Genomic DNA, 26601 nt, shown 5'->3' with positions numbered 1-26601 from the left:
TCAGTTCTAGCGTGCTGCCCGGCGTCCCTTGGGAGCACCCGCTCGTGCCCGGCTCGGAACTTGCTTCGGTGGCTGCTTGGTTCGATCGTGCGGGACCACGTATCCGCCGGTGGCGATGACCAGAATGGCGCTGATGCCGGTCAACGCAAGCATTCCGATGGCCCAAATCTGGGATTGATCGTAGAAGGAATGGTCGACGCTCAGCCACAGCACGTAGGCTCCGATGAGGTAAATGATATGGACCAGGAGCAGACGGGTTCGCAGCCTCAACTTGATGACGGCTTTCGGCGAGAAGAAAATCGACCAGAGGATCAGCAGCGGGACAACTACTACAAGGATTGCTGGAATTGTCGGCCATGGGATGAAAGCGATAGCGGCTAGTGCCGCGGCGAAAAGCAATCCTACTTCCAAGAGGAAGGCAACTGCCGCATAGCTTGCTGAAAGGAAAGGCGATACCCGCTGGGAACTGTTTTTACCCATCGACTTCAATCTCACTCCGTTTCTGCACACGCTGTCGTTTCGAAAGCCTTGGACTTTCATTTCAAGTCTATGTGTAAATTCTCCATCCCGCGAACAGGCTCGCGATGTGACTGCGGACTCCGAAACAAACAAAAAGCTCCGGAGCCAGACCTATGGGCCTGGCTCCGGAGCTGGATATTGTGGAGATGGGGAGAATTGAACTCCCGTCCGATGTGGTGTTGCCAGGTCTTCTCCGGGCGCAGTTTGCTGCGGATTTTCTCTGCCCCAACCATCACGCAAACATGTGGTTGATCCGGGCACAGTTGCCTAAATGTGTATCCAGAAGCGGCAACATCCGCTGGATACATTGGCTATCTAAATGACGTTAGGAACAGGGGCGATAGCGTCCCCTGGCTAACGGACCGTCTGGCTGCTTAGGCAGCGAGAGCGAAGTCAGTGCGCTTTGATTCGGCACTTATTGGTTTGCAAAGGGCGTTTACGAGATAACTTTGCGTCCTCGGCCCGCTTCATCTGTCGCGACTCACACCGTCGAAACCGATCATCCCCGTATTTTGTTGTCAGTCCCGGTCTCCCGGGTACAACCACACCCTAGGGCGTGTCTACCAATCATAGCGCACTGCCCGGGTTTCCCCCAATGCGAAATGCGCCACAAGCTAGCCTTATGCGTTTCCGCGGTTGCGTTCGCGCATGGCACGCAACGCCTCGCGATTATCCTGCTTTTCCCTCAAGGTCTGGCGCTTGTCGTATTCGCGCTTACCGCGGGCAACGCCGATCTCCAGCTTCGCCCGACCGGATTTGAAGTACAAGCTCAGCGGGACGACGGTCAGGCCGGCTTCACTGATTTTGCGTTCGATCTTGAGCAGTTCCTGGCGGTGCAGCAAGAGCTTGCGGCGACGACGGGCCGCGTGATTGGTCCACGATCCATTGAGGTACTCGGGGATGTAGACGTTCTCGATGTACAGCTCGCCACGGTAGAACTGGCCGAAACCGTCAACCAGCGAGGCCTTGCCTTCGCGAAGCGACTTCACCTCAGTACCCGTGAGCACCATGCCAGCTTCGAAGGTGTCGAGTATTTCGAAATCGTGGCGCGCCTTGCGGTTGCTCGCGATTACTCGATCTTCTTGATTCTTCTTAGCCACGTTACTCCTTGCATGTCGCGGGCGGATTCCCGCGCACAGATTACAAGTCTAGCGCTAGAGAAGTCCCAAGGGGTTCACATGTGAACCATTGATGATCGTTTCGAAGTGCAGATGGCAGCCGGTCGAATTGCCGGTGGTGCCAACGTAGCCTATAACCTGGCCCTGCTTCACATGCTGGCCGACGCTTACCGCGATGCGGGACATGTGGTGATAGTTGGTGGCCAGGGCCTTGCCCTTGATGACGCCGTGAGAAACGGTGACCTTGTTACCCGAGGATCCGCCCCAACCGGCCATCCACACTTCACCGGAGGCAGCAGCCGTGATTGGCGAGCCGCACTGGCCGCCGAATCCCCAGTCAATGCCTGCGTGGACATAGCCGCCACGGCCGCCATAGTCGATTGTTCCAGCTGGAGTCGGGCGCCACCCGAAGGTCGAGGTCAATCGGTTACTGGTAGTGGGCTTAACCAAACCCCAGCTGCTTGGCTCGGCATATGTCGGTGCCTTTGGCTCGGATTTCGGTGCTACATACGCCTTCTTCTTGTAGGCCTTTTTCTCTGCGCGAGCTTCTGCTGCCTTGCGCTCCTGCTCAGCTTCGTAGGCCGCCTTTTCCTCAGCGATGCGCTTTCGCTCGGCTTCTGCTTCGCGGCGCGCTTTTTCTTCTGCCTTGCGCTTGCGTTCGGCAGCTTCCCTGATCAAGCGCTCCTGGCGTTCCTTGATCTGCTGGTTGACCGCAGCGTATTCCTTCTGCTGCGATTGCAGTTTCGCCTGGATACGCGGCTTCTGCGCTTCAAGTTCAGCACTGAGTTCTTCGGTGCTGGCAACCAGCGCATCCAGTTCGTTCTTGGCGTTCTGCGCAGCATCTCGCGCCGCCTGCTCCTGCGCCAAGGCTTCCTCAGCCTGGGCTTTCAGGGAGGAAATTTCCTTTTCAACAGCAACCAGGCGAAGCTTGTTGCTTTCATTGCTGGCTTGTTCCTGGGCCAGATCATTGTATGCGGCATTCTGGGATTCCATGGCGCGGTTGGCCATGTCCAGGCCATCGGCCATCTTGGTCGCCGAATCCATGTTGAGGATCATGTCCAGCCCGCCAGAAACGCCGCCGCGCTTATAAGCCTCAGAAGCGATCTGCGCCATCGCATCTTGAGCGTCGGAAAGCTTAGCCGCGTTTTCCTCGATCTGCTTAGCCACTTCATCACGAGTCGCTTGCGCGCTGATTAAGCGGTTGTTGAGATCGGAAAGGGTGGCCTGTGCATTGGCTACGCGGCTTTGCGCGTCAGCCAATGCCTGCTGGGCTACAGGAACCTGTGCTTGCTGGTCACGCAATTTCCTGTCGGTTTCTTGAATGTCGGCATCCAAGAATTCCATGTCGTTCTCGAGGGTATCGATGTTCTTTTCGACTTGAGCTTTCTTGTCGTCCAGCTCATCGGCGGCTACCAGCCCTGCGGGCAGCGTGAGCGCGAGAGCCATTGCTCCACCGATGGAGGCGCGTAAGAATTTACGTCGCACTGCGTTCGACAGCATAAAGCTCCTTTTAGAAATTGCGTACTTCAGTTCAAGCCTAGATAACGTTTCAGCTAAACCTTCAGGTAACGCTTCAACGTTACCACTGATGAAATTGTGGCCAAAACGATACCAATAATCAAGAGTATCGGAGCAACTAGCCATATTTCGCTGGTGGAGATGAACGCTACACCGACGTTTTCATTGGCCAACTTATCCTCGACGAGGAACTTCAGCAGCAACCACAAGGTGCCAGAAGCCAGCAATCCACCAATCAGCGACGCGATGACTCCTTCGATAATGAACGGCAGCTGAATCGTTGCTTTCGATGCACCAACCAGTCGCATGATCGTTGTTTCGAGTCGCCGGTGCATGGCTGAGAGCTGGATAGTCGTACCGGTCAGCAGCACCGCGCAAACAATCATCACGATTGCAACGACAGCAGCGGCGGCGGATGCCACGCGCACCAACTGGAAGACCTTTTCAAGCAGTTCCCGTTGGTCAATGACCGAGTCAACGCCTTGTACCGTGGAGAACGCTTCGTTGATCACCGGATACTTCTCCGGATCTACCAGTGCGACGCGGAATGATTCGGGCAGCTGCTCAGCAGTGACCTGGTCAACCAATGCCGAGTTCTCGTATTGGTCGAGGAAGTTTTCGTATGCCTGGTCCTTCGACTCGTAGGCGAATTCCTTGATATACGGCGCAAGCTGCTCTGATTTGAGCATCTCTTCAATGCTCTGGCGCTGCTCTTCGGAAACCGCGCTACCAGCGCAGTTGGGCGAAGTGCTCGTGTCATCGCAGAGGTACACCGCAACTTCCATGCGGTCGTACCAGTAGCCCTTCATCTGGTTGATCTGGAGCTGCAGTAATACCGAGGCACCGACGAAGGTCAACGATACGAAAGTCACCAGCACCACAGAGACGACCATGACGACATTCTGCCGCAGGCCCTTCGCCGCTTCGCGGAGAATAAATCCTAGTCTCACTGGTCCTCGTCTTTCTTGTCCTCAGCAACCTGTGACTCTTCGTCGTACTCCACGGCGGAATCGCCGACGAGCAGTTCGCGCGAACCGTCCTGGTTCACCACGGTGGTCATCGGGGCGTACTGTCCATCAATTTCATCGCGGATGACCTGCCCGCGACTCAGTTCAATAACGCGGTGGCGGTATTCGCTCACCAGTTCATGTGCGTGCGTAGCCATCAGGACAGTCGTACCGTTCTGGTTAATGCGGTTGAGCACGTTCATGACTTCGATGCTGTTCTTGCGGTCGAGGTTACCCGTAGGCTCATCGGCAAGCAGGATCGAGGGCCTGTTCACAATGGCGCGGGCAATGCCGACGCGTTGCTGCTCGCCACCGGAAAGTTCAGTTGGCTTGCGACGCGCCTTATCTTCAAGGCCGACCATTTTAAGTGCATCTGGCACACGCTCGCGGATCTGGGCCCGTGAAGCTCCAATGACCTCCATGGCGAACGCGACGTTGTCGAAGACCGTGCGCTCGCGCAGCAGGCGGAAGTCCTGGAAAACGAAACCGATGTCACGGCGCAGCTTAGGCACACGGCGGCTCGGAATACGGTTGAGGTTCTGTCCCGCCACGTAGACGGATCCGTCGGTGGAGCGCTTTTCGCGCAGCACCAAGCTGAGGAAGGTCGACTTACCCGAACCGGATTCGCCAACCAAGAAGGCGAACTCGCCACGGTCTATCTCGATGTTTATATCGTCCAAAGCTGCATTCTGCTGCTTTGGCTCGTAAACCATCGAGACGTTTTCGAATTTAATCATGTCTTCAATCGCTAGTCTTCGTCGGGGCGCGACCCACGAATACCAATCTCGAGATCAAACGTCTTTTGGTGCGCCAGTCTTCCAAACACTATCGGTGCCAGGTAGCTAACCAGCCGAAATATAAGGTGTGTTGCGAGATTCATGCCGTACATACAGCTAACGCAGAATGCCCAGCTTAGGCATGACTAGCTGGAATTAGCGAAACGGAGTTCGTAACGGTGATGATACTTACACCCTCTGTGGCAAAAGCGTTTAGACCAGCTGGAATTCGCGATTTCGCTTACTTACTAGGGCGACGCTGTCCTGCACGCCAGCGGATGCCTGCATCAATGAAATCGTCAATTTCACCATCAAGTACTGCCTGGGTATTGCCGACTTCATGTTCGGTACGCAGGTCCTTGACCATTTGGTACGGATTAAGCACATAGGAACGCATCTGATCGCCCCAAGATGCCTTCACATCTCCGGCGAATTCCTTCTTCTGGGCGTCTTCTTGTTCCTTCTTCAGAAGCAGCAACCGCGATTGCAGAACTCGAAGTGCGGCAGCACGGTTCTGGATCTGCGACTTTTCGTTCTGCATCGAGACGACAACTCCGGTAGGAATATGCGTCATGCGTACTGCAGAGTCGGTGGTGTTAACGCTCTGTCCGCCAGGGCCAGAGGAACGGAAGACGTCCACGCGGATTTCAGAGTCAGGGATTTCGATGGTGTCAGTCTGCTCAATCAGCGGCACGACCTCCACTGCGGCAAACGACGTCTGGCGACGTCCCTGATTATCGAATGGTGAAATACGAACCAGACGGTGCGTGCCGGCTTCTACCGAGAGTGTGCCGAAGGCATACGGTGCGTCGATTTCGAAGGTTGCCGATTTAAGGCCGGCCTCCTCGGCATACGAAGTATCCATAACGGTGGCCTTGTAACCACGGCGTTCAGCCCAGCGCAGGTACATGCGCAAAAGCATCTCTGCGAAATCGGCGGCATCAACGCCGCCGGCACCGGAGCGAATCGTGACAACCGCTCCGCGAGCATCGAATTCACCGTTGAGAAGGGTAACAATTTCGAGTTCGGCAAGGGACTTCTGGACGCTGACGAGCTCTCTATCCGCTTCGTGCAACGTATCATCGTCGTCTTCAAGTTCAGCAAGCTCAACCAAGACTTCCAAATCGTCGATGCGGGTCTTAAGCCGGGTCAGCCGTTCCAGCTCAGACTGGCGATGCGATAGCTTGCTGGTAACGATCTGCGCGGCGGCCGGATCATCCCAGAGGTTCGGAACGCCAGCTTCCTCCGAGAGGACTGCGATGTCAGCTTTGATCTGCTCGACATCGCTCACGTCTTCAATTGCGGAGAATGTAGAACGCAGTGAGCGGATTTCAGCGGAGAAGTCAGTTTTTGCCATGGTCCTCTAAGACTACGTCATTTAGCCATTGATCAATGAGTCCGGTGCTATCGCCGAAAAGAAGTTCCAATCGAGGTTTTCACTGAAAATCGCGCTGTGGAACCCCTAGCCAACTTGCAAGGCTTGCATCCACGGGTCGATCGGGAATCCGGCCAGTCAGTTCTCGAACAGTATTTCTGAACTGGGATTTGGAGGTGGGGTCCGCAAGCTTCCAAAGAAGCCCGAACTACCGCAAAAATGATGGATCCGGTTGCGCTGGATCCATCCTTCTTGGATTCCGCTCCTAGGGCATGCAGCAGCGTTGCTCGCTGACACGTTCTTTCTCTTGCTTCCTCGTACTTGTGCATTTCCCGCTTCCCTGGAACATCCATGCGGCTCTGCGCGGAGGTGTTCACCTGCTCAGTACAGTTCTTGCTGATGAATCTACAGATATTGGTACTCCGTCTGGAACGATCCACCCCACTATCGGCGGTTGCACCGAGCCCTGCAGCACGAGATTCGCGCCTTGCCCATCAGGCGTGATCTGCACCCGGCCAATGCGTAAATTGTCGACGCGGCCGGCCGCACCCACATCCGAAAGGTACTGTTGCACGGCTTGTTGCACGCGCTGCTGGTCCAACTGAATCCTCGGGTCGCCATTGTCCGCAACAAATTCGAATTCATCCACGGCAGCCACGACCGCCCCGTCGGCAATTGACAACAGCTGACGCGCTTTGAGGTTGACTGCGCTGACTGCTAGCACCACTGAAATAGTCAGCAAAGTGATGGCGCACAAGCCGATTGCCAGCACTAAGGATTGTCCATCCTCGTCCCGTGGATTCAGGGCAGCGCGTTTTGTCCTAGCCAAAGCGATCAGTCCTTTGCGAGGCTGAAGAATCCACGGTGAAAGCAGATACCTCTGCCCAGTCGGAAACGAAAGGAAGGGGAACATCCAACGCTACCGTCACAGTGACGACACTGCCCGGACTCAAGCATTCCTTGTCGCAACTAATCGATGTGCGAGCGTCGGCATATCCAAAGTTGTTCATGGTTCTTCGTACGACTGCGTGCGCATCTGACCTTGCCTGGGCGGGGTTATCGGCGGCGGCGAAAACCTTCGCTGCATGATCAGCAGCTCCAACCACGGCATAGCTACCGCCTTGCAGCTGTCCGACGGCCAGAATCAGGTACACCATGGGAATCAGCAAGACAGTTGAAGCAAAAATAAACTCCACTATCGCGCTGCCGCGATCTTCGGCCCGGATTCTCTTGTGCATCGCGGCAGCGAGATACTTGGCTCTACCCATAACGCACAGCTTCTCCCTGAACCTGCAAATCCCACCCGTTGGGCAAGAACCCGATTAAGGGCACCCTCGTGTTAACCGATACGGTTACCAACTGGCTATCACCAACGCGGGTTGTGCTCACAGCAATGTCACGGGCAAATCCGCCATGCAAGCTTTCGGTGATCAATATCCGAGTTCTGCTTCGAGCGTCGGATACTGACCGATTGGCCAAAGCACCGTAATGGGCGCCGTTCGATGCTGCGTCAATCAGGGTGTTGCGCACATGCAGTACCAACGCGAGTTGGATGAGCATCATTGCGATGACCACAAGCAACGTTGTGACCATGACAAATTCGGCTACAGCAGACCCGTTCTCGCAATCTACAAGTTCCGCAGATTCCGAATTTCCAGGAGACCCCGCACTCGACCACATGCGCGGTTATCCCAATCCGGAAACTCGATCGATCGCTTGGTTGAACAGGTCCTGCAGCCTAGGCCCTGCAATGGCCAGCAAGGCGGCAACCAGCAATGCGGACATGAGTGTAATCATGACCCATCCGGGCACGTCGCCTCTGCTATCCCTGAGTTTCGGGGAAACCTTACGAAAGAGTAGTTCACCGGTTGCAGTGATTTGCAATACCAGTTTGAGCATCATTTCTTGTATGTGATTCATGACGGCCCTTCTAACTTGCTAAAGGATTTCAAAGTGGGAGATTCAAGTTTTTCTATGCTCCGATCAATAACTCATCTCCAATAACGCCAGACCGGGGAATACGGCGAAAACGATCGTGAGAGGAAGAATTCCGAACACGACCGGGACCAGCATGGAAATCTCGCGTTTTCCTGCAACTTCCATAAGTTCTCGTTTGGACGCATCGCGGACGTCTTGTGCTTGGTCTCTGAGCACTTGAGCCAATGGTGTGCCTCGCTCTGTTGCAACAACGATTGCATCGACAAATCGCGTCATGGCTCCAACTTGCATCCGGTCGGACATATTCTGCATCGCTTGGACCATCGGTGTGCCTGCGTGAATGTCGTTCAAAGTCTTGGTGAATTCGTCACCGATCACCCCGTGGCAGATTCGTGAAATTCTTTCGATGGCCCCGGTGGTTGATTCGCCTGCGCCGACAGTTAGCGCCAGCACTTCGGCCACGGTTGGAAACTGAGTCAATATTTTCCTGGCCCGCCGATGGATCTGTTCGCCAAGCCACCAACCACGCAATGCATAGCCAACAATCCCGAAACCAACAACGACTAGCACCGATAGGATCAAAGAGACATGATACTGAACGGCGGCAAAGGCCATGAGCGCAGATCCTGCTACTAGGCCTGCCAGAGCATAAACAATTTCTTGAGACCGGTAGTCAATTACGCTCATGTCCAATCCGGCAGCGTTCAGACGCTTCCGAAGAGTACTTGCCGAAGGACTGTGGAGGCTAGCCAGCTTCTTGATTTGCAGCAACATGGGGGCAGCGAGTTGGCCTAAAGCCGAGTGCCCGGAGTCAGAGTGCCATGAGTCTTCCAGCATGCGTGAGCTTCGAACGCCAACGCGAACATGGGGCGCAATACGATCAGCGAAGGCCATTCTTCGCCAGCCCGGCAGGTTCACAAAGACCAGCCAAAGGCCTATGCCAAGTCCCAAACCGCAAAGCGCCGCCCACGGTGTATAGCTGTTCATGCCAGGACTCGTTCTTCTACTGGCAAGGTGCCCAGCCGGAGCATGATTCGATAGCAAACGAGGGAAACCAGCATGCCCAGGCATAGCACTATCACTCCCCCGAACGTCATATATGCATCCTTCGCAGCTTCCTGGGTGCCCAAGACCAACAGCAAGATCCATGGCGCGGCGACTGCCAAACGCGCTGCCGAGACAATCCATGATTGGCGGGCAGCGAGTTCCCCTCGTGTTCTCACGTCATCGCGCAAGAATGCCGACAAAGTTGTGAGCGTATGCCCCAAGTCGGTGCCCCCGACTTCACGCGTAATCCGCAATGTCGTGAGAATCTTGTCGGCTACCGGGTCTGCCAAGCGTTCGCCCAGCTGGTCCAGCGCCACGGAGAAGTTCGCTGTGGCTCGATAGTCCAATGCGAAATCCCGAAATAGCGGACGCAATACCTGCGGGCCGACGACAGCCAATTGGCTCAATGCTTCGGGAAGAGATAGGCCCGCCCGGATGGCACTTCGCAAGTGATCAACCACCTCTGGCCATTGTTCTTGCAATGCTGTGCGGCGCTTGGTGGCTTGATGGCGCAGGTAGACCCATGGTGCGAATGAACCGAAGATGCTAAACACCAAGGCGAAGAGCCACGAAGCGGTGAGTCCCAACGTCACCAACGCGGAAGTCAGCCCGCAGACCAAGCAAATCACGATGAATTTTGCCGGAGCCAGATTGCTCATTCCTGCATGCAAAAGAGCATTCTTGATGGCCGAGCTTCGTTTGGGCGATTTTGCCCACGGGGCGAAGAGCAACCAGTCAACCATGAGGGCAATGCCTAGCCCGCCAAGGAGAGCAAAGAAAGCAACCACCGCTACACCGCCATCAAATCGGCAATATTGATTCCAGCGACATCAAACTTTTCATGGGACCAATCGGCTCCCCGAGCCGGCAGCAGGCGATCGGCTTGCCGCTCGAATAGCGTCGAGGACTCAATTTGTCCTTCCTCCACGCGGTTGCGCACGCTGAGAATCTCGTTGACATAGCGATGGCCCTGTGGACTCCGCACGCAATGAACCACAAGGTCAATGCATGCAGCCACGGTCTTGATGGTGAAGTCGCTGGTGATATTTGGTCCTGCAAGCAACGGCAAAGTGCAAATTTTTGTGATAGCGTCGCGGGCAGAATTCGCATGCAAGGTACATAGCCCCGCGATTCCCGAGTTCAGGGCAATGAGCATATCCAAGGACTCTGCTTCGCGGACCTCGCCGATAATGATCCGTTCCGGGCGCATGCGCAAGGCCTCCTTGACCAGCCGGCGCATCGTGATTTCACCGGTGCCTTCAAGATTGGCGAGGCGAGTTTGCATTGCAACGACATCTCTCAGTGAAAGATTCAGCTCAAAGATTTCCTCGATGGTGATAATGCGTTCCCTGGGGCCGATCGCTGATGCCAGACAGTTGAGCATTGTCGTTTTGCCGGCTTGTGTAGGGCCAGTAACGATGACATTCAGACCGGCACTGATCGCCGTAGAAAGGAACCTCGCTGCTTGTTCGCTCAAGGCTCCCAGCTCAACTAGATCTTCAAGTTTTCCCGCGCGAGCAATGAACTTACGAATGTTGATGGCCCAATGCTCATGGGTGATGTCTGGAATCACAACGTGAAGACGAGACCCATCAGGCAATTGGCAGTCGACGAATGGCTGGGAAAGGTCCAGACGCCTGCCCGACGTTTTGAGCATGCGTTCTACTAGAGCCGCGATTTCTGCCGATTCCATGCGTATGTGGGTCAGTTCGCTTTGGCCACCTCTGGCGCAAAATACTTGATGTGGCTCACGAACTTCAAAACTACTCTTGCTAGAATCGACCCATGACCAGTCCAATCGACGCCGCGATCTACGTCCGGATCTCGCGGGACTCCGAGGCCCAGGGGCTCGGAGTCAAGCGCCAGGAAAAGGACTGCCATGCCCTCGCCGAGCGTCTCGGATGGCGCGTCGTCGAGGTCTTCACGGACAACGACGTCTCCGCATCGAAGAAGAAGCCGAGGCCGGCCTACGAGCGGATGATGCGGGCCGTGGAGAACCGTCGCGTCCACGCCGTGGTGGTCTGGGACGTCGACCGGTTGACGAGGAAGCCGCGAGAGCTCGAGGACTGGATCGACCACGCGAACAGGCTCGGGCTGAGCCTGGCCAGCGTCGGCGGCGAGATCGACCTCGCCACCGAGCAGGGCCGGGCCATGGCCCGCATGAAGGGCGTCTTCGCCCGGCTCGAAGCCGAGACGATCGCCCGGCGGCAGCGCGCCAAGCACAAGGAAATGGCCGAGGCAGGGCGGTACATCGGGCCCCGGCCGTTCGGCTACCGCTTCGCCGCGGACCAGGACGGCTCCACGATCCGAGGTTCCGGCAAGCAGCTGGTCGTCGACCCGGCCGAAGCGGCCGTCATCCGGGAGTGCGCGCGCCGGGTCCTGGACGGCGAGAGCCTCTGGGCGATCACCAAGGACCTGAGCGCCCGTGGAATCGAGACGGCCGCAGGGAACGCCTGGCAGACGCAGACGCTGCGCCGGATGCTCATGCGGTGGACCCAGGCCGGCTACCGCAAGCACCAGGAGTTCAAGGACGGCCAGTGGGTCGGGCAGCCCCAGCTCTTCGAAGCGGCCTGGGAGCCCATCATCGATCGGGAGACCCACGAAAGGGTCCTCGCGAAGCTGACCGACCCGTCGAGGATCACCAACAAGGGCGACACCGCGCTGAAGTACTTGCTGACGTGGATCGTCCTGTGCGGCGCGTGCGGCAGGCCCATGGTCGGAGTGAAGGGCTACACGTACACCGTGAAGGGCTACAAACGCGCTGACGGCTCGCAGTCGCCGAGCCGGGAGCGCCACTACCACGCCAAGTACACGTGCGCGCACCAGGGGTGCCACGGCATCACCCGCCGGATGAACGTGGTCGACGAGTTCGTCGAGCGGCACGTCGTCCGGCTCCTGGAGACCGAAGGCGTGCGCATGCTGGGAGGCGACCAGGCGGTCGTGGACGAAGCCCAGCAGCGGATCGAGGAGATCAAGGCGAGGAAAGCCCTGCTCTCCGACTTGGTGATGACGCCGGCCAGCGAGGGCGGCATGGACGAGCAGCAGTTCCGCCGCCAGAACGCCCGGCTGACGACGCAGCTCGAGGCCGAGCAGGCCAGGCTGAGGTCGGCGAGCCCGGCCGATGGGCTGGACGAATTCACGGGATCCTCGGCGGCCGCCGCATGGGACGCCGCTACGGTCGAGAAGAAGCGGCTGCTCCTCCGCGCCCTGATCGAGATGACCGGCCTGACGATCACGGTGGACAAGATCGGTCCCGGGGCCTTCTCGGCCTCGGGGGCGAATCCCTACAGGGGCATCCGGGTCGAATGGGACGGAGCTGGCGGCTGATCGCCACTTCACCGTGAGTGCGACACGCTGCCGCCGAGGAGGACTGCGCCTGTCGCCATGAATTTTTATAATGGGATCAGCGCGAAGATCGGCCGCGGGGCCAACGACGACAAAGCGCAGGGACGAGCGGCCCGAACACTTCCCATTTTGACGCTCGACCCGGGATGGAGCAAGCGGCGACCGCCGCACCCGTCAATGGATCGGCGATACGGCCACGACGGACCCGGCTCCGGATGACACGTCCTGAAGGGACCGTCATGCCCACTGCAGTCGCCGAGCAGAACAACGCCGAGAAGTACCTCGAAGCATCGATCGAACGTTTCCTCGCCACCCGCCCCGTATTCACTGATGACATGCGCGGCCGGCTGGCGGCGGCGTTGGCAATGAAGTCAAACGAGGCGTTTCCCGAGAAGGCCGGTTCTGAAGCTGCTTAATCCATCTTTGCGGCAATTAAGGGTATGGCTTCCGATAACCTTAGGCTGTGCAGAAGCCACGGCTGAACGTCAATTGACGACTCGTTGGTCAGATTGCTCGTGACTCGCGTTGTTCTTGCTTTGCACGTAGCCGGGAAACAGGCGGCTGCGGCTGCAAGGCACTGCGGCAATTGTTGTCACGAACGCGCCGCATACATCCGTGCATGCGGAGATTCTATCCCTTCCGGTCTTCTCGGTTCATCGGATCTTTCGAGGACTCGAATTTGTCTTTGACAACACCCACTGCAACCGATGCCGCTGCTAAAGCGAGCCCTCCGGCTACGGGCTTGCCTTTCTCCCACGCCAACGTCCCTCCCTCATGCAGACCGTTCTTCCACTGCTTTGCTTGGAGCAGTGCCTCGCGCCACGTAGTAGGATCAACCGAATCCCCATGGACGTCGAAGCCGAGCACATCGTAAACCCGCTCAACGAGGCCGCGCGCCGTCTTGATCGAAGCAAGGGCCTTGGGGACACCCCGACGATGGAAGAGTTTGTTCTCGTTGGCAGTCTGCGCAGCGTCGTCCAGGCGTTGCAGCAAGATTCGAATCCCATTCTCCAGCTCGATGCGGTCGTCATGGCGCTCGGAATCCAGCGTCGCGCGGCGTGCATCGAGGCGCTGTGGCTCGAGCACGGCCAGATAGTCCAGCTCGAGTACAGCCAGGTCGTCGAGTGCCGCCGTGCAACGCGCCAGGACGGAAAGCCACTCGTTCACCTCCACTTTGGATTCGATCAGCATCTGGTGGAGATCGCCGAATCGCATGTTTGACTCAAGATCTCCTGCGATCGCCTGTAGTTTCAGCAAGGCCTTTGCTTGAACTTGCCTGAGCCCGACCGAGGTACCGGCGAGGGACGACCATGTCAGCGAGTCGAGCTTGCCTTCGGCTTCAACCCTGTTCTTGACAGTTCGGACCTGACGCTCGATGCCAATCAGATCGCCGACTAGTTCATCCTTTTGTCCTTGAATCACCTTGTCCAGCTTGTGATCGAGCGATGCCAGCAGATCCCGGAGCTCAGCTGCTTCATGCTGGCGGGCAGCTTGTGAAAGCATTGCCGCAGTTCCGGACAGGATTGCTGGATTCGCGAGCTGCGCACGATTAGTCGTGTCGACCTTGATCCATTCCCGGATATTGCCCCGACTGCCAGCCATTGCATAGGAGACGCCCGGGACACCGCTGTCCGTAAGTCCAAACTTCTTGATGGTTTTTGCGGACTCCGGTGTCATCTTCAGCCAGAGGCTCGATTCAGCGACGGTACTGGATATTCTCTCCAGATACTGGGCCGAAGTTCGAAGCGTCGAACTGAACTGGCGCTGGCCGAGCTCCCGGGCCTTTTCAGCCAGTCCCTTCTCGTGAAGAAACGACTCAACGCTGCGCCGGTCCTTGCCAACAATGAGGAGGTTTTCGCCGTCGCTGACCAGTTCGACCCGGTCAGTCGGGTCATCTTGGAATTCGGTGTCTTCGCCCATGCACGAAGAATATCAGGCGAAAACGACAAGCAATTCCGCTTCAGCCAGCCGGAGTTTTTATGAAATTGCTGGCTTATCGCTAAGCGAGGCCATTGGACAATGGGTCGTGTTCACGAACTGCTGAGATTTGGTATACGTGGCATATGACCTCGTGATGCCAGGAGCATCTTGGCGTCTAAGCCGGTTTCCGGTGTTCCTCTTGACGGCTGTTCGTCTAAAGTTCGCCACCCACCGCGAATCCACCTAGGAAACGCAGTCCTTGAGCTCCAGCGCTCCGAGGTCAACCGTGGAACGTGACCATGTCGCGGCCGACGAGAACCGAATGCACACGTAGGATGAGTATTTTCATACAGTGCCACTAATGATTCATTGATACAGCTGTATTCGAATTTTCTGAACAGCAGAAGTGTTCGTTGTTCGCACGCAAAGTGCCTGGCCTTCGTCTCAAACTAAACTGTCCCTTCTCTTTCCTATACTGAAGGGCAATATTCAGAAAGTGGGAGAGAATGGCCACCCGAAAGACTCAGGACACCTCGTCCAATCAACAACCGACAGCGCCCACAGTCACGGTCTATCAGAATCCTGATCATGTCAGCGGCATACTTCAGCAGATTTACCGAGCCCCGCTGGTAAAAGAGGATACGACTGAAGGCGACGGAACCAATACCGCGACGGAGACTACGGCGGTTGACGGCTCGGCGGAGGGCACAGGAAACATCGGTTGGCTCGGGTCGAAATTAGGGCTCACTGCAAGGATGTCCATAGGTGGGGAATCTACCGAGGCACAAGCCTCGACCCAGAATCGCCGGTCGGTCTGGGAATACACCCAGGCATATTATCTGCATGTCGTTCGCGAGTCGTTGCGCCATTTCGGGCTGCTGCACACTGTCGCGACTCTAAGCGACGCGGAGACCCTGAAAGTCGGTGATCTGGTCGAGTACACAGCTGAGTTCAAGCCGGACCAGATGGCTTCCTTCCTAGACGTACTGTCTCCGGAACTCGTGGCTTCTATCGTTAGGTACCTGACCAAGCAGCAAGCGCTCGAGGCATTTAGTGGCTGGGACGATTACGAGGCGCGGCAGGCCTATTTTGCCGAAACGGGGTTCCGGGTCGAAGCCAAAGCCGAGCTCGCGGAGTCCATCACGCGGGCGATCCGTAAGGACTTCCGCAGCGATGGAACACGGGAGTTCTTCGGGAAACTTGGCTTGGACGACGATCAAGTCACAGCGATAACTATGTGCGATGCTGCCTATTTCACCGTCGAGGACACAGACCGGGTCCTCGACGGCCGTTTCACCGTTCTGGGAAAGGTCGCGGAGTCGGTTGCACACGACAGGCCGACTCTTGAACGCAACAAGCTCCTGAGCTCCATCCCTGTCGAAAGCTTTGAAACACTCGTCGGCACGATGATGGGGCAGGTCGAACAACGCCTGGAGAAGGCGAAGTCATCGGGTGAGATGGCCTTCGGCCTCGACCTTTCGGCTCGGATCCACGGAGCTTCGTTCAAAGTGATCCCGATAGCGATCTACGTGTAATCCGTTCCTGCTTAACTACCCATCCGAAACAAAAAAGGGGCTCTCATGATAGGAAACCTCAGCCGCGATCAATCCTTCGCGTTGATCTCTGAAATGAATTCAACTCGCAATCTACTGGCCTACGGGATCCGGGCGATGCGAACCGCAGCGTTCGTCGAAACCACACGAGATCCCATCTTCACCATGCTTTCCATCGGCGTGGAGAAGCTCTACAAGCTGACGTTGGGGCTCGTCGATCTGGAACGCGATGGCAAGTGGCCGTCGAAGGCGCAGATGAAATCGCACGGGCACAACCTCGTAGACATGCATGATGCCGTCTTCGACGAACTCAGGAAGCGAACAGCGGATAAGTCCGCATATGTTCGTGGTCTGCTCTCCTCCGTTGAGGACGATTTCGTAGTCAAGCCTTTAATCGCGGCGCTGGGCAGGTACGGGCAAAGCGGTCGCTTCTACTATCTAGATGTCCTTGGAGACGCGCCGCAGGAATGGGAAAGCCCCGAAGAACACTGGCAGCGCATCGAAGACGCTGTGATGCTCGAACCGGAGATCAAGGACTTATTCAGTGAGGCCATGAATTCCGTGTCGGATAATGATCTGTGGAATTCCTTCCATCGTTCGCTCCATGAACGAATCGCCCTTGCCATCGAGCGCCTCTGGGAAATGATTGCCGTTTCCGGCAGGAACCACGCGCTGGGCGAGGCGGGGACGCAGTTCGGGTTCGAAGTTCACCCTCGTTCCGTCGGTCGCCAGTAAGGCACCTGCCTCGGCAGTAAGCACTCCTTGGACGGTTGCTTTTTGCTCCACGCGTCCGCCATTTTTCGCCCGTTTTCAAGGCAACAACAATCCGCCAGGCAATTGATTAGGTTTGCTGGGGCACGAAATCCAGGCCAGCACAATCGATTCGACCTTGAGCACGCCGGAGGCAACACGGACCCACGCCCGTATGCTCGAGCGAGAGGTGAGAAAGCAGCACGGCCGACGTCACCTCCAGCACAGCGGCGATGGCGACGAGGTCGTCGACCGTCGTGGCGCTAATGCCGTGCTCGATCGCGCCCAGGTCGTCGGCGTCGAGCTCGTGCCCGAGGCCGGATGGCGCGTAGGAGAGCTCGTCGACCTTGAGTTGCGCGATCTGCCTGTCGTGCGTGACCGCGTCGGCGAAGGCCCGTGAGGTCGGAGGAAGCGGCGGTGGCTTACCTTCGAGCGTGGACGCGGCAGCGAAACGGCGGGGGCGACAGGCAGTTGGCGCGCGTGCTAAGGCCATGCCTTCGGCCGACGTGTGAGGAACTTGGTCAGCCAGAGGGGCGAGGGGAGGACTTTGGGGCGGTAGCTGTGAGGCAGCGACAGGCCGAATCGGCGCTGCCTCGCGCGCTGCCTCATGTACTGCCTCATGTAAATGACCAGGTCACAAACATATCTCTATCTACTTGAGGCAGTGAGGCAGTGAATTCAACGATTTTTACACACGCGCACTCGCGCACGCACAAACACAGGGAAAATCCGCAAATCGCTGCCTCCTGCCTCACCGCGCCTTGATCGCCAGCCTGACCAGTGATTTCATGTGAGGCAGTATGCGATCCAGCCCTGGCTCAGCGCAGCCGCTGCCTCACTCCCGCGACCGAGCGGTGGACGGCGCACGACGCGGGGCCTTCAGTCTCCTTGGGCCTTGATCTGGTCGATCTCCTGCTCTATGGCGACCATCGCCGCCTGCGCCTGGCGGAACTCTGCCTCGGCCGCATCCGCCCGATTCTGCTGCAGCTCGAGCCTTCGGCGCAGCTCGTCGACCCGAGCCTCCGCGGGCGACTCGCCGCTCACCAAAACGGCCAGAGGCACTCCCAGCGCCTGCGCCGCCGCGACGGCCTCCTCGAGCTTGACCGATCGCCCCTGACTCTCGATCCGCGTGATCGCCGAACCGTCAACAGCTGTGCCCAGACATTCGGAGATGCGCCGCGCCAATTCGGTCTGGGACATCCCGGCCGCGACCCTCTCCTGGCGAAGCCGACGGGCGAACTCTACCTTGATTGCCTCGGGCATGACGGATCTCCTGGTGTCTGAGCGGAACGCTGTGATTCCCACATTAGTCGACGTTGAGACTGTCGAATTCACAGAAAATCGACTAGACTGGTAGCAGGTGCATCCCAAGGATGCGACCAAGACGCCTGGCGACAGAGACCCAGGGCTGGCGGAAACCGACCGTGCATGGCGCACGCTGCAGTCGGGACTACACGGCCCGACGAAAGGACTCCGCCATGGCCACCCCTTCGACGCTCGAACGTCTCTATCCTCTGCGCGAGCTGCAGGACGCCAACTACGGCGACCGAACGACTCTGATGAAGCGCATCCACGACGGCACGCTGCCGGCGGTAAAAGTGGGAAATGCCTACAGGATCCGTGAGAGCGACCTCCCGCTGATCGCCAAGCCTATCGGTGATGCCTCGTCCACTGCGCCCAAGCCCGCCGCCGACCTCGACGATCTGGCCGCGCTAGCTTCACAGATCGTTTCGAACTGGCCGCGCCTCAGCGCCGAGCGCAGGGCCGAGCTGGGCCGACTCCTCGCTGCCGCATGAAGAAGGCCCCGCCGAGGCGGGGCCTTGCAATAAGTCGTTCATCGCCTGACCGAGTTGGGAGCTCATACGCCAGGCAACAGAAGAAGGGATCACTTCTTATGTCCATTATCTCACGAGACGATGATCAGGACAACGAGCCGGACGATGTGGTTCCGGTCTTCGCGGATGACGTCGCCGAAGGGCCCGCGCGGGTCGCCAACCCGGTAGCCGACGCCTACACCAGTGCCGTGGAGCACTTCTCCAGTGATGGCGAGATCGCCCCGCAGAACGAGGTAGTCAGGGTCTGCACCAGCAAGTACCTCGACGCCATCGACCGCAACGACCCGCCGGCCCCTGGCGAGATCGAGAAGGAGCTGCTGGCGTTCGTCAACGGCGTCAGCAAGATCGAGAGCATGAAGACGACGGTCGCCATCGAGAAGCTGCCGCTGCTCAAGGCACTCCTGCCCGTCCAGGTCGCCATGGTCGTCGACCGCCTCTACCGAGTGGCCGAGGTGACCCCCGGCGGCACCCAGCAGGACGACGGCCTCGGAATTCTCTCGATCTACAAGGACTCTGGCGATTTCGTGGGTCTGTACCGTCGCGTCGATCTCGGCCTCCTCGACGACCTAGCGCGCCAGTACAACTTCGTCCACGACGGCAAGTGGCTGGCCGAATTCGAGCGCGCGTTACGAGGCTTCGCGCGCAAGGTCCCGGAGAACCAGAACACGGACCTCGTCGTGATGGGCAACCTCATCTACGACTACAGGAACGATGAGCGGATCCCGTTCTCGCCCGACTATGTGTTCCTCGCCCGTCACTCGGAGACCGACCTGATCGAGCGGCAGCACCCCGACTCCGCCATCACGATCGTCCGCGAGGACGGCAAGACGTGGAACTACGACGAGTGGTGGGTTGATACGGTCCCCGATGAGGGCACACGGTCCTATATCCAGCACGTCATCGGTGCTGCTTTCCGGCCCGCCCACGACTGGCAGAAGATGCCGTGCCTTTTCTCCGAGACGGGGTCGAACGGCAAGGGCACGATCCTGGCGCATATCCGTGCCATGATCGGCTCCCGCAACTGCCGGAGCGTGCCGCTCAAGCGCTACGGCTCGCAGTTCGGCAAGTCGCAGCTGATCGGCGCGCGCCTGAACATCCCCGATGAGACCCCGGTGGGCGAGTTCATCAAGGACGCTACGGACCTGAAATCGATCATTACGAACGATCCGATCGAGATCGACCGAAAGCACAAGGACCCGATCACCTACAAGCCGACGCTACTGACTATCCTGACTCTGAACGGCGAGCTGAACTTCCGCGACAAGACCAAGTCGATGGATCGCCGTATCGCCATCGTCCCGATGACACAGCGCTTCGACGACGGCGTCAAGATCAAGGCGATCAAGGACGACTACCTCCAGCGCCGCGAGGTGTGCGAGTACATGGCGTACAAGGTGCTGGTCGAGATGCCGAAGTTTTGGGAGCTCGAGGAGCCGTCCAGCGTCAAGCAGGCGCTGAAGGAGCACAAGGTCCGGACCAATACCGTGCTCGCGTTCTTCGAGGAGTACAAGGACGAGTTTGTCCGACCGTTCGTTCCGTTTCCCATGGTCCGAGCGCTATACGTGGCGTGGCTGAAGGAGAACCGCGGAAGCTCCAATCCCGTGGAGGCCCAACAGTTCACCAAGGAGGCCAAGGAGTGCTTCGACGCCGATTCGTGGGTCGTCCCCCAAGCCTCCGACGGCTCCGATCGCAAGCTCACCACGCGCAACTGGCTGACCGAGCGCGAGCCCGTGCTTGACGAGTTCCACTACGTCGACGACGTGAACAAGTGGCAGTACGAGGCCGAGCGCGGCCGTTTCGGAGGCGATGCGTTGGCGAAGTCCGCTCCACGCCAGGTGCGAGGTTTCATGCGCCGCGATGTCTACGAGGTCTGGATGGCGGCCGGCGGCGCGAGCGGCCCGGACCCTGCCGCCAAGGCAGTCTGCATTGCAAAGCAGCAGAGGACGCGGGCCGCGATCGAGCAAGCCGAGGCCGATGACGACCACACCGTCGACCCGATTGGAGATGCAGCATGAGCAGCCCCGTCATCTGCGACGCGAGCACGCAGAACGCAACCAAGATGGCTTGTCTCCAGTACTTCCGCGAGTCGGCGATCTAGTACCGTGCCCGTGCCGAATGGCTGGAGGTGCGGCTGCTTGTAGACGCTACGCAGTCTGGAGAGCGCCTCGCAGCGCTCACGGCAACGAGCACAGCGGATAGCCCTCGGTCTCCCGGACTACGGTGGGGTTAGCGCCCGCTCCAGATGCGCTTCAATTTCTTCTGATCTGATGCGAGTGAAGAATCCACCCTTCACCTCGGGTCGGATTTAGGAATTGATCATCTGGGAATGCACGAGTGTCATGTATAGGTCTCTTGCTGGTCTCGTAGTGGCCAGCTCTGGCCCATCTCCGTCCCAGAAAAGGCCACTCGTCGCACGTGGCAGGAACGGCGCTTCCTCCGGGTCTCTTGCTGGTCCACTGCTGGTCCAAGATGCGACCGGCAGCGGACCATCATCAGACCGCAACAAGACCCGAGAAAGACCTGGCCTCTTTCCGGTCCCACCGCGCCCCGAACGGGACCAGCGAAAGCCCACCTGCGGCCCTGTCAGAGACCTCGGCGAGACCTTCAACGGACCATACCGGGGCGACGCACTATTGGTATTCGTCATATGTCCTGATTCGGGTCTTCTTCCGGTCCCGACTAGGGCTACGGCAGGACCATACGTGGACCTCGACAAGGCCGCCTCGGGCATCGGGTCCGGCCTACGAGTGCCAGCTTGTGCCCAGCTTCTCGCTGTCCTGCGCTCCATTCGCCGCCAGGTTCGCAGCGCACAGCAGCTTGGCGGAGCCGGCCCAGAGGGACCCAGCGAGGCGCGGAGCGACGAGCTGGGTGGGGCCGAGCGGAGCCGGATTCCTCGGAGAGCGCGCAGCGCGATGGACCAGGATCCGGACGACGATGACCGAGCTTGCGAGGTCATCTGTCGGACGGATCAAACTGGTCCTCGCCGTTGTTGCCAGGGTGTACGGGTCGGTCCTAGACTGGGATGACAGCAGGTCGCATCATCGCCACTGTCCACACCTCAATCGTTCTGGGTGGTGGCGACCTCAGTTCTCCCGGACGCCGGACGCATGGGATCCATCGAAGGATTCCGCCCATGTCCGCTCTTCCCGTCCCCCGCAAGCATCGTCGGCCGAAGCCGGTCAACTACGGCACCCGTCGCGCCCTGCGCCTCGGTCCTGCCGAGGAGGCCGCCGTCGCCTCGATGCGATCCTCCCTCGCCAAGATGCGCGGCGTGGACGCGGACGACGTGAAGTTCTCCGACGCGGTGCGCCTGCTCCTGGTCGGCAACGAGAAGGCCGCCCGGGCCATGGCCGGCCAGCCCGAGACGTGGACACCCTCGCGCACCGTCGAGGTCCCGATGGAGCTCTGGGACGGTCTGAGCAAGTGCCGGAACAGGCTGTCGCGCGCGCAGGGCTCGCTCTACAACATCTCCCGCAAGCTCAACTTCGAGCAGGGCGTCTCCCCCGCCGAGCTCCGCGACGCCTTCCGCTCAGTCCAGGAGTCCAAGGACGCGGTCGCCCGCATGGAGGCGGCGCTCGTGGCGTTCGTCGATGGACACCCGGCTGGAGCGGACGCGGAAGCCGACCACGGACGGGACTGACCATGGCCATCGTCTCCTCCCAGTCGACGCGGACCAGCGGGCGCGCGCAGAGCTACGCCAAGAAGGGCGCAGTCGCCATCTCCGCGCTCAACGCCGCCGTGCCGATGTTCGAGCAGCGCCTCGCCGAGATCCGCGCCCTGCACGGCAAGGACGGGATGCAGCCGCGCTGCGCGGTCGACGAGAACGGGAAGGCGGTGCGCGACGCCGCGGGCCGGCCGGTGCCGTTGAAGGACGCCAAGGGCCGGACGCTCTACGAGTCACGCTACGTCGAGGCCTACTCGCTGGTCGAGAGCTTCGGCCACGACGAGCTGGACCCGGATGACCCCGCCTCCTGGGACACCGCCCAGCGCCTGGGCCGCGCGCTGGCCGAGGACCGCTTCCCCGGCCATCCCGTGCTCATCGCCACCGAGGTCTCCGGGCGCTCCGGATGCGTCCACAACCACCTCATCATCGGCGCGGTCCACCCGCAGACCGGCAAGAGCATCGACAGCAACCTCGTCACCCACGCCCGCCTCGCGCTCGCCCACGACCGCGTGCTCGCCGAGCAGGGCTTCGAGCAGCGTGCCGACATGAAGGCGAGCTCCGCCGCAGCGCAGCAGGCCATGGACGAAGCCCGCTCCGCCGTGCTCGCCGACCCCGCCAGCAAGGAGCTCTCCCCGAGCCAACTGCAGCGCAAGCTGAAAGCAGCCGAAGGGTCCGTGCGCCTTCAGCGCCACTCAGAGGTACCAGCCTCGCAGGCGCGGCAGGAACGCCGCCTTCGCGAGTTCGACCGGTACCGGCTCAACGAGCGCGACCGGGAGATCGCCGCCCAAATCGGCACCGCTCCCCCGAAGGAACGGTTCTCCGAGATCGAGCTCGAAGCGCGGATCCGCCGCACGCTCGCCGACCCGCGCCTGCAGTCCTGGGACGACGCGACGGCGATCGGCCGCGAGCACGGCGTGACAGTAGCCCCGCGCGGACAGGACGTCGGCTACGGCATGATGCTGGGGCAGCCCGACGGCACCCTCGCAGAGCACTCCCGCGCCCACACCCGCCGCGGCCAGCGGCTCGGCGACGGGTTCCGCGTCGCGGACGTGGAGGAAGCCATGGAACGCAACGCCGAGCTCCAGCGCGCCGCACTGGCGCAGCAGGAGACGAAGGACCCGGTCCAGGGACTGCAGGACTGGCTCGGCAGCAGCGAGTACGAGGCCGAGTTCGAGCGGCTGCGGCACGAGCAGGAGCTGGCAAGGCAGGAACGGGCAGTGAACGACGACGCCCGCGACAGGAGCCGGACGGCATCCGCTGGATCACCCCTGGATCCGCCGCAGGAACCTCCGATCCAGGAAGAGTCCGAAGCCCCCGCGCCGCCAGCGTTCCGGTCGCGACTCCGCGCGGGCCGCCGCGCCGGGATCTCGGAGAGCATGCAGCGGCGCTTGGACGGATTGGCGGCACTCGAAGAGGACTACCGCGATGCGGGGTACCGGCCTGATGCCGCCTTCGTGGCCCGCATCCGCGCCTGCGGCGGCTTGGGACGGCTGACGCTCAAGAAGATCTCCTCCCGGCTCGAACCGGGCCTGCGCGAGCAGCTCGAGCTCTACGTCGACAAGACCGAGCTCAAGGATCTGTCCTACAAGGAGGACCAGCGGCTGGAGGAGGCGATCCGCCAAGACGAGAAGCAGCACCCCTTCGGCCGTCCCGTCGGGCAGCGCGACGTCCGCGACGAGATGCGGCACGAACGCGCCTACCACCGGGACCGCCACCGTCGGCTGGAGCAGGAGCTCGACTCCGGGACCCTGGAGAAGGACACGCCCGGGGCGCAGGCCGAGAGGACCCCGCTGCAGCGCCGGCTCGACGCGGCCCGCTCCGAGAGCCGCGAGGCCAACGACCGCAGCAGGCAGGCGGACCAGGACCACGGACACGGGATGTGAAGGGAGGTGAAGCAATGATCAGCAGCAAGGACCGCGCGGACCGGCTCGACGCCATGGCCCGGGCGCTGGAACGGCAGGCCGACGAGGCCGAGGCGTTCTCGCACGGAAGCTGGATAGCCGGAGGACGGCCGAGCCGGTCGCACTACCAGGACCTCGACGCCGTCGAGGAGACCAGGGCACGGGCCCGCGGGTACCGCCAGGAGGCACGGCAGCTGCGCCGGAGCACGGCGCAGTAGGACCACAGGGAAAGGAAGAACGATGGCGCAGAACCAGAACATCGACCAGCAGCAGGCGGCGCGCATGCAGCGCCTGCTCGCGACGCAGGGCCAGCGGGCCGTGCAGCGCCGGTTCGGCGAGCAGGCGTTGGGCTCCGAGGAGTTCCAGCAGGCCAGGCAGCAGGTGGCCCAGCGCCAGCGGCGCGGCCAGGAGGTCTGGGCGGAGTCCCGCCGCCAGGCGGCTCTGGAGCAGGAGCGTCGCCGGGAAGCGCAGGAGCAGCAGCGCAGGGAAGCCGAGGCCGAGGCCCGCGAACAGGACCGGGCCGCGCAGGAAGAAGCGCAGCGCCAGCAGCAGGAGCAGGAGCGCACCGACCAGGAACAGGCCGAGCAGTCGCGGCTGGAGCAGCGCGAGCAGGACCGCGAGCAGCACCAGGCCGACGAGCACGAGCCGGACGGCGCGGGCCGCGGGCGCGAACGGATCCGGGACGAGCTGCGGGCCGCCCGCGCGGAGACCAGCGCCGCGAACCGGGCCGCGAAGGAGATCGAGAAGGAGCGCAGCCACGGCATGAGCAGGTAGCGGCTCGACGGAAGGAGGGCAGCGAGGAGGGCCGGGATCAAGCAGTCCCGGCCCTCCTCGCTGCCTCGGGGTCAGCCCGCGCGCAGGCTGGTCGAGTCGATGTCGGGGACGGAGACGAGCAGGCCGGGCCCGCCGCCCACCAGCAGCCGGGCCTGGCCCCTGCGCCGCGGCAGCAGCTCCGCCGCGCTCTGCGCCTCGACGCGGTCCCGTGACCTGGACGCGCGGTTGGTGGCATCGGTCGACGAGGTCGTGCGCTCCTCCTCCCCGGCCGCCCAGGCCGCGTCTTCCAGGAAGTCCTTCTCCGCGGCCGCGGTGCCCGGGTAGACCAGCACCGCCGGGAAGGTGTCGCGCAGGATCTTCAGCCCGGCGCTCCCCCAGCGCGGCTCGAACTGGCTGGAGGACTGCAGGCCCACGACCATGCGGATCCCCAGGCCGCGGGCCTCGCCGACGATCTGCGGCAGCGCAGGCAGCGGCGCGCCGTTCGCCAGCTCGTCGAGCACCATCAGCAGCGGGTCGAGCCGCCCGACGCGCTTGCGCCAGTGGTTGATGCACTGCATGATCACCGCCGTCGCGGCCGGGGCGGCGCTGCCGTCGAAGGGCGACACGATGTACAGCGTCGCGCCGCGCTCCTCGAGCATCGAGGGATGGAACGGGATACCCGAGCCGTCGCCGGCCACGGACTCCAGCGTCCACGGGGTCAGCGCCATCAGGCAGTTGATCGCCACGCTGTCCCGCTGCCTCGGGTCCCGCCGCTTCGCCGCCAGCAGCGACTGCGCGTGCCGCGAGCGCAGCAGCGCTTTCGAGCGCAGGTACGCCGTGTCCCAGTTCGGCGTCGCGTAGTCGACCGGGGCGTCGGGGTCCGACTGGTCCTCGTCGCCGCCGATGTCCTCGGCCGCGGCCAGGGCCCAGGCGATGCCTCCGCCCCAGAGCGGTTCCCCGGTCGGGTCCTCGGGGTCCGGCAGCCAGCCGCCGGCGCGCAGGAAGTTCGCCAGGGGCCTGGTCGCCAATGCCTTCCACTGCGCCGACTCGTCGCTGGAGCCGCCGGTGCCGCCAGCGCCCAAGGTACCGACCGCGTGCAGCAGGCTGGACATGTTCGCGGCCTCGTCGTCGTTCGACACCAGGGCGCACGGGTCGGCCACGACCCGCCGGACGTCGATGCCGTGCAGCTCGGACTCGCGCACCTCCCCGGACAGGTCGAGCAGGTACACCGGGCCGGTCCGGGCCCGCTGCCTGATCGTGAGCTCGGCGAGGTCGCCCTTCGAAGACATGGCGACGACCGGGCGGTCGCCCCAGAGCACCACGTTGGGCCCGAGGCAGGACCTCGTCTTGCCCGAGCCCGTCTTGCCGATTACCGCCAGGTGCGGTGCCGTGGCGGCGATCTGCCCGGCCTTCTGCCCCGCGTTGGGCTCGATCCCGCTGCCGTCGTCGGCGGGCTGGTCGACCAGGACCAGGCCCGCGTACGGGGTGTCGCCCCGGTGCTGCGCTGCATTCTTTCCGGTGGGAGCTCTCATGGCTGCCCCTCCCGCATCTCCTCCGTTCGTCGAGGTGCGCCAGGGGTCCC

27 protein-coding genes, 1 other RNA gene and 1 pseudogene are annotated in these 26601 nt (G+C 60.9%); 10 read left to right on the top strand and 19 right to left on the bottom strand.

Going from position 1 to position 26601, the window contains the following annotated elements:
* Positions 1–6: 6 nt before the first annotated feature.
* From ACIP6G_RS13685 to ACIP6G_RS13620, 14 genes and pseudogenes are all read right to left on the bottom strand, one after another.
* Positions 7–480: a DUF2568 domain-containing protein gene (locus ACIP6G_RS13685; RefSeq protein ID WP_166650814.1), complete on the bottom strand. Its 474-nt coding sequence runs from the start codon at positions 478–480 to the stop codon at positions 7–9.
* A gap of 177 nt (positions 481–657) precedes the next feature.
* Positions 658–1026, bottom strand: a transfer-messenger RNA (tmRNA) gene (gene ssrA, locus ACIP6G_RS13680).
* A 113-nt stretch (positions 1027–1139) separates the two neighbouring features.
* The gene (gene smpB / locus ACIP6G_RS13675; RefSeq protein WP_105658370.1) at positions 1140–1619 is read right to left on the bottom strand and encodes an SsrA-binding protein SmpB; all 480 of its coding nucleotides are present in this window, start codon (positions 1617–1619) and stop codon (positions 1140–1142) included.
* Between the two features lie 54 nt (positions 1620–1673).
* On the bottom strand, positions 1674–3137 hold the full coding sequence (locus ACIP6G_RS13670; RefSeq protein WP_105658369.1) for a M23 family metallopeptidase: 1464 nt from the start codon (positions 3135–3137) through the stop codon (positions 1674–1676).
* 53 nt (positions 3138–3190) lie between these two features.
* The gene (ftsX, locus tag ACIP6G_RS13665) at positions 3191–4105 is read right to left on the bottom strand and encodes a permease-like cell division protein FtsX (RefSeq protein ID WP_105658368.1); all 915 of its coding nucleotides are present in this window, start codon (positions 4103–4105) and stop codon (positions 3191–3193) included.
* The gene (gene ftsE / locus ACIP6G_RS13660; RefSeq protein ID WP_105658367.1) at positions 4102–4899 is read right to left on the bottom strand and encodes a cell division ATP-binding protein FtsE; all 798 of its coding nucleotides are present in this window, start codon (positions 4897–4899) and stop codon (positions 4102–4104) included. The genes ftsX and ftsE overlap by 4 nt, the downstream gene beginning before the upstream one ends.
* Positions 4900–5179: 280 nt before the next feature.
* Positions 5180–6295 carry a peptide chain release factor 2 gene (gene prfB / locus ACIP6G_RS13655; RefSeq protein WP_400290720.1) on the bottom strand — a complete coding sequence of 372 codons (1116 nt, stop codon included), beginning with the start codon at positions 6293–6295 and terminating at the stop codon, positions 5180–5182.
* A gap of 391 nt (positions 6296–6686) precedes the next feature.
* Positions 6687–7085, bottom strand: a complete 399-nt coding sequence (locus ACIP6G_RS13650) for a hypothetical protein (protein ID WP_332487271.1) — start codon at positions 7083–7085, stop codon at positions 6687–6689.
* Positions 7086–7134: 49 nt separating this feature from the next.
* Positions 7135–7581, bottom strand: coding sequence for a hypothetical protein (locus tag ACIP6G_RS13645; RefSeq protein ID WP_105658364.1), 447 nt, complete (start codon positions 7579–7581; stop codon positions 7135–7137).
* Positions 7574–7993, bottom strand: coding sequence for a TadE family protein (locus tag ACIP6G_RS13640; protein ID WP_400290717.1), 420 nt, complete (start codon positions 7991–7993; stop codon positions 7574–7576). The genes ACIP6G_RS13645 and ACIP6G_RS13640 overlap by 8 nt, the downstream gene beginning before the upstream one ends.
* Before the next feature lie 6 nt (positions 7994–7999).
* The gene (locus tag ACIP6G_RS13635) at positions 8000–8215 is read right to left on the bottom strand and encodes a hypothetical protein (protein WP_286134310.1); all 216 of its coding nucleotides are present in this window, start codon (positions 8213–8215) and stop codon (positions 8000–8002) included.
* Positions 8216–8296: 81 nt separating this feature from the next.
* Positions 8297–9238: a type II secretion system F family protein gene (locus tag ACIP6G_RS13630; RefSeq protein ID WP_400290715.1), complete on the bottom strand. Its 942-nt coding sequence runs from the start codon at positions 9236–9238 to the stop codon at positions 8297–8299.
* Positions 9235–10086, bottom strand: coding sequence for a type II secretion system F family protein (locus ACIP6G_RS13625; RefSeq protein ID WP_105662565.1), 852 nt, complete (start codon positions 10084–10086; stop codon positions 9235–9237). Before ACIP6G_RS13625 ends, ACIP6G_RS13630 begins: the two co-directional genes overlap by 4 nt.
* Positions 10087–10088: 2 nt before the next feature.
* Positions 10089–11054: pseudogene (locus ACIP6G_RS13620) on the bottom strand (CpaF family protein); the annotation flags it as partial.
* A gap of 29 nt (positions 11055–11083) precedes the next feature.
* Between ACIP6G_RS13620 and ACIP6G_RS13615 the strand changes: the two are divergent.
* Both ACIP6G_RS13615 and ACIP6G_RS13610 read left to right on the top strand, forming a co-directional pair.
* A complete protein-coding gene (locus ACIP6G_RS13615) occupies positions 11084–12625 on the top strand; it encodes a recombinase family protein (RefSeq protein WP_400290714.1) in 1542 nt (513 codons plus the stop codon).
* Positions 12626–12882: 257 nt separating this feature from the next.
* Entirely contained in the window at positions 12883–13059 is a 177-nt protein-coding gene (locus ACIP6G_RS13610) for a hypothetical protein (protein ID WP_400290713.1), read from the top strand.
* A 214-nt stretch (positions 13060–13273) separates the two neighbouring features.
* Here the strand turns inward: ACIP6G_RS13610 and ACIP6G_RS13605 are convergent, their stop codons facing one another.
* Positions 13274–14563 carry a hypothetical protein gene (locus tag ACIP6G_RS13605; RefSeq protein WP_400290711.1) on the bottom strand — a complete coding sequence of 430 codons (1290 nt, stop codon included), beginning with the start codon at positions 14561–14563 and terminating at the stop codon, positions 13274–13276.
* Positions 14564–15069: 506 nt separating this feature from the next.
* Between ACIP6G_RS13605 and ACIP6G_RS13600 the strand changes: the two genes are divergently transcribed.
* Both ACIP6G_RS13600 and ACIP6G_RS13595 read left to right on the top strand, forming a co-directional pair.
* Positions 15070–16098 carry a hypothetical protein gene (locus ACIP6G_RS13600; RefSeq protein WP_400290709.1) on the top strand — a complete coding sequence of 343 codons (1029 nt, stop codon included), beginning with the start codon at positions 15070–15072 and terminating at the stop codon, positions 16096–16098.
* Between the two features lie 81 nt (positions 16099–16179).
* The gene (locus ACIP6G_RS13595) at positions 16180–16851 is read left to right on the top strand and encodes a hypothetical protein (protein WP_400290707.1); all 672 of its coding nucleotides are present in this window, start codon (positions 16180–16182) and stop codon (positions 16849–16851) included.
* 106 nt (positions 16852–16957) lie between these two features.
* Here ACIP6G_RS13595 and ACIP6G_RS13590 read toward each other — a convergent pair whose 3' ends face one another.
* On the bottom strand, positions 16958–17359 hold the full coding sequence (locus ACIP6G_RS13590) for a hypothetical protein (RefSeq protein WP_400290706.1): 402 nt from the start codon (positions 17357–17359) through the stop codon (positions 16958–16960).
* Positions 17360–17745: 386 nt separating this feature from the next.
* Positions 17746–18129 carry a helix-turn-helix domain-containing protein gene (locus tag ACIP6G_RS13585; protein WP_400290704.1) on the bottom strand — a complete coding sequence of 128 codons (384 nt, stop codon included), beginning with the start codon at positions 18127–18129 and terminating at the stop codon, positions 17746–17748.
* A gap of 215 nt (positions 18130–18344) precedes the next feature.
* On the opposite strand from ACIP6G_RS13585, the gene ACIP6G_RS13580 reads away from it, so the two are divergent.
* On the top strand, positions 18345–18662 hold the full coding sequence (locus ACIP6G_RS13580; protein WP_400290702.1) for a helix-turn-helix domain-containing protein: 318 nt from the start codon (positions 18345–18347) through the stop codon (positions 18660–18662).
* A 98-nt stretch (positions 18663–18760) separates the two neighbouring features.
* Positions 18761–20716, top strand: a complete 1956-nt coding sequence (locus tag ACIP6G_RS13575) for a phage/plasmid primase, P4 family (RefSeq protein ID WP_400290700.1) — start codon at positions 18761–18763, stop codon at positions 20714–20716.
* 726 nt (positions 20717–21442) lie between these two features.
* Here the strand turns inward: ACIP6G_RS13575 and ACIP6G_RS13570 are convergent.
* Positions 21443–21673 (bottom strand): hypothetical protein, encoded by a 231-nt coding sequence (locus ACIP6G_RS13570; protein ID WP_400290699.1) that lies wholly within the window; start codon positions 21671–21673, stop codon positions 21443–21445.
* Between the two features lie 161 nt (positions 21674–21834).
* Here ACIP6G_RS13570 and ACIP6G_RS13565 point away from each other — a divergent pair, with 161 nt between their 5' ends.
* From ACIP6G_RS13565 to ACIP6G_RS13550, 4 genes are read left to right on the top strand one after another with little or no spacing between them, the layout of a single operon-like run.
* A complete protein-coding gene (locus ACIP6G_RS13565) occupies positions 21835–22341 on the top strand; it encodes a hypothetical protein (RefSeq protein WP_400290697.1) in 507 nt (168 codons plus the stop codon).
* A 2-nt stretch (positions 22342–22343) separates the two neighbouring features.
* Positions 22344–24248 (top strand): relaxase/mobilization nuclease domain-containing protein, encoded by a 1905-nt coding sequence (locus ACIP6G_RS13560; protein WP_400290695.1) that lies wholly within the window; start codon positions 22344–22346, stop codon positions 24246–24248.
* A 14-nt stretch (positions 24249–24262) separates the two neighbouring features.
* Positions 24263–24484 (top strand): hypothetical protein, encoded by a 222-nt coding sequence (locus ACIP6G_RS13555; RefSeq protein WP_400290693.1) that lies wholly within the window; start codon positions 24263–24265, stop codon positions 24482–24484.
* A gap of 22 nt (positions 24485–24506) precedes the next feature.
* Positions 24507–25040, top strand: coding sequence for a hypothetical protein (locus ACIP6G_RS13550; protein WP_400290691.1), 534 nt, complete (start codon positions 24507–24509; stop codon positions 25038–25040).
* Positions 25041–25111: 71 nt separating this feature from the next.
* Here ACIP6G_RS13550 and ACIP6G_RS13545 read toward each other — a convergent pair whose 3' ends face one another.
* Positions 25112–26551 carry a type IV secretory system conjugative DNA transfer family protein gene (locus tag ACIP6G_RS13545; protein ID WP_400290689.1) on the bottom strand — a complete coding sequence of 480 codons (1440 nt, stop codon included), beginning with the start codon at positions 26549–26551 and terminating at the stop codon, positions 25112–25114.
* Positions 26552–26601: the final 50 nt, after the last annotated feature.

The sequence above is a fragment of the Glutamicibacter sp. NPDC088483 genome, assembly GCF_044753145.1.
Taxonomy (GTDB): Bacteria; Actinomycetota; Actinomycetes; order Actinomycetales; family Micrococcaceae; genus Glutamicibacter.
This window is presented reverse-complemented; position numbering and strand designations above follow the sequence as displayed.

Excerpts from the sequence above, each read along its gene's own strand:
- ACIP6G_RS13685 (WP_166650814.1), bottom strand. The coding sequence starts at position 480 with ATGGGTAAAAACAGTTCCCAGCGGGTATCGCCTTTCCTTTCAGCAAGC.
- ACIP6G_RS13670 (WP_105658369.1), bottom strand. The coding sequence starts at position 3,137 with ATGCTGTCGAACGCAGTGCGACGTAAATTCTTACGCGCCTCCATCGGT.
- ftsE (WP_105658367.1), bottom strand. The coding sequence starts at position 4,899 with ATGATTAAATTCGAAAACGTCTCGATGGTTTACGAGCCAAAGCAGCAG.
- prfB (WP_400290720.1), bottom strand. The coding sequence starts at position 6,295 with ATGGCAAAAACTGACTTCTCCGCTGAAATCCGCTCACTGCGTTCTACA.
- ACIP6G_RS13645 (WP_105658364.1), bottom strand. The coding sequence starts at position 7,581 with ATGGGTAGAGCCAAGTATCTCGCTGCCGCGATGCACAAGAGAATCCGG.
- ACIP6G_RS13640 (WP_400290717.1), bottom strand. The coding sequence starts at position 7,993 with ATGTGGTCGAGTGCGGGGTCTCCTGGAAATTCGGAATCTGCGGAACTT.
- ACIP6G_RS13635 (WP_286134310.1), bottom strand. The coding sequence starts at position 8,215 with ATGATGCTCAAACTGGTATTGCAAATCACTGCAACCGGTGAACTACTC.
- ACIP6G_RS13630 (WP_400290715.1), bottom strand. The coding sequence starts at position 9,238 with ATGAACAGCTATACACCGTGGGCGGCGCTTTGCGGTTTGGGACTTGGC.
- ACIP6G_RS13615 (WP_400290714.1), top strand. The coding sequence starts at position 11,084 with ATGACCAGTCCAATCGACGCCGCGATCTACGTCCGGATCTCGCGGGAC.
- ACIP6G_RS13610 (WP_400290713.1), top strand. The coding sequence starts at position 12,883 with ATGCCCACTGCAGTCGCCGAGCAGAACAACGCCGAGAAGTACCTCGAA.
- ACIP6G_RS13605 (WP_400290711.1), bottom strand. The coding sequence starts at position 14,563 with ATGGGCGAAGACACCGAATTCCAAGATGACCCGACTGACCGGGTCGAA.
- ACIP6G_RS13600 (WP_400290709.1), top strand. The coding sequence starts at position 15,070 with ATGGCCACCCGAAAGACTCAGGACACCTCGTCCAATCAACAACCGACA.
- ACIP6G_RS13590 (WP_400290706.1), bottom strand. The coding sequence starts at position 17,359 with ATGGCCTTAGCACGCGCGCCAACTGCCTGTCGCCCCCGCCGTTTCGCT.
- ACIP6G_RS13585 (WP_400290704.1), bottom strand. The coding sequence starts at position 18,129 with ATGCCCGAGGCAATCAAGGTAGAGTTCGCCCGTCGGCTTCGCCAGGAG.
- ACIP6G_RS13580 (WP_400290702.1), top strand. The coding sequence starts at position 18,345 with ATGGCCACCCCTTCGACGCTCGAACGTCTCTATCCTCTGCGCGAGCTG.
- ACIP6G_RS13575 (WP_400290700.1), top strand. The coding sequence starts at position 18,761 with ATGTCCATTATCTCACGAGACGATGATCAGGACAACGAGCCGGACGAT.
- ACIP6G_RS13565 (WP_400290697.1), top strand. The coding sequence starts at position 21,835 with ATGTCCGCTCTTCCCGTCCCCCGCAAGCATCGTCGGCCGAAGCCGGTC.
- ACIP6G_RS13560 (WP_400290695.1), top strand. The coding sequence starts at position 22,344 with ATGGCCATCGTCTCCTCCCAGTCGACGCGGACCAGCGGGCGCGCGCAG.
- ACIP6G_RS13555 (WP_400290693.1), top strand. The coding sequence starts at position 24,263 with ATGATCAGCAGCAAGGACCGCGCGGACCGGCTCGACGCCATGGCCCGG.
- ACIP6G_RS13550 (WP_400290691.1), top strand. The coding sequence starts at position 24,507 with ATGGCGCAGAACCAGAACATCGACCAGCAGCAGGCGGCGCGCATGCAG.
- ACIP6G_RS13545 (WP_400290689.1), bottom strand. The coding sequence starts at position 26,551 with ATGAGAGCTCCCACCGGAAAGAATGCAGCGCAGCACCGGGGCGACACC.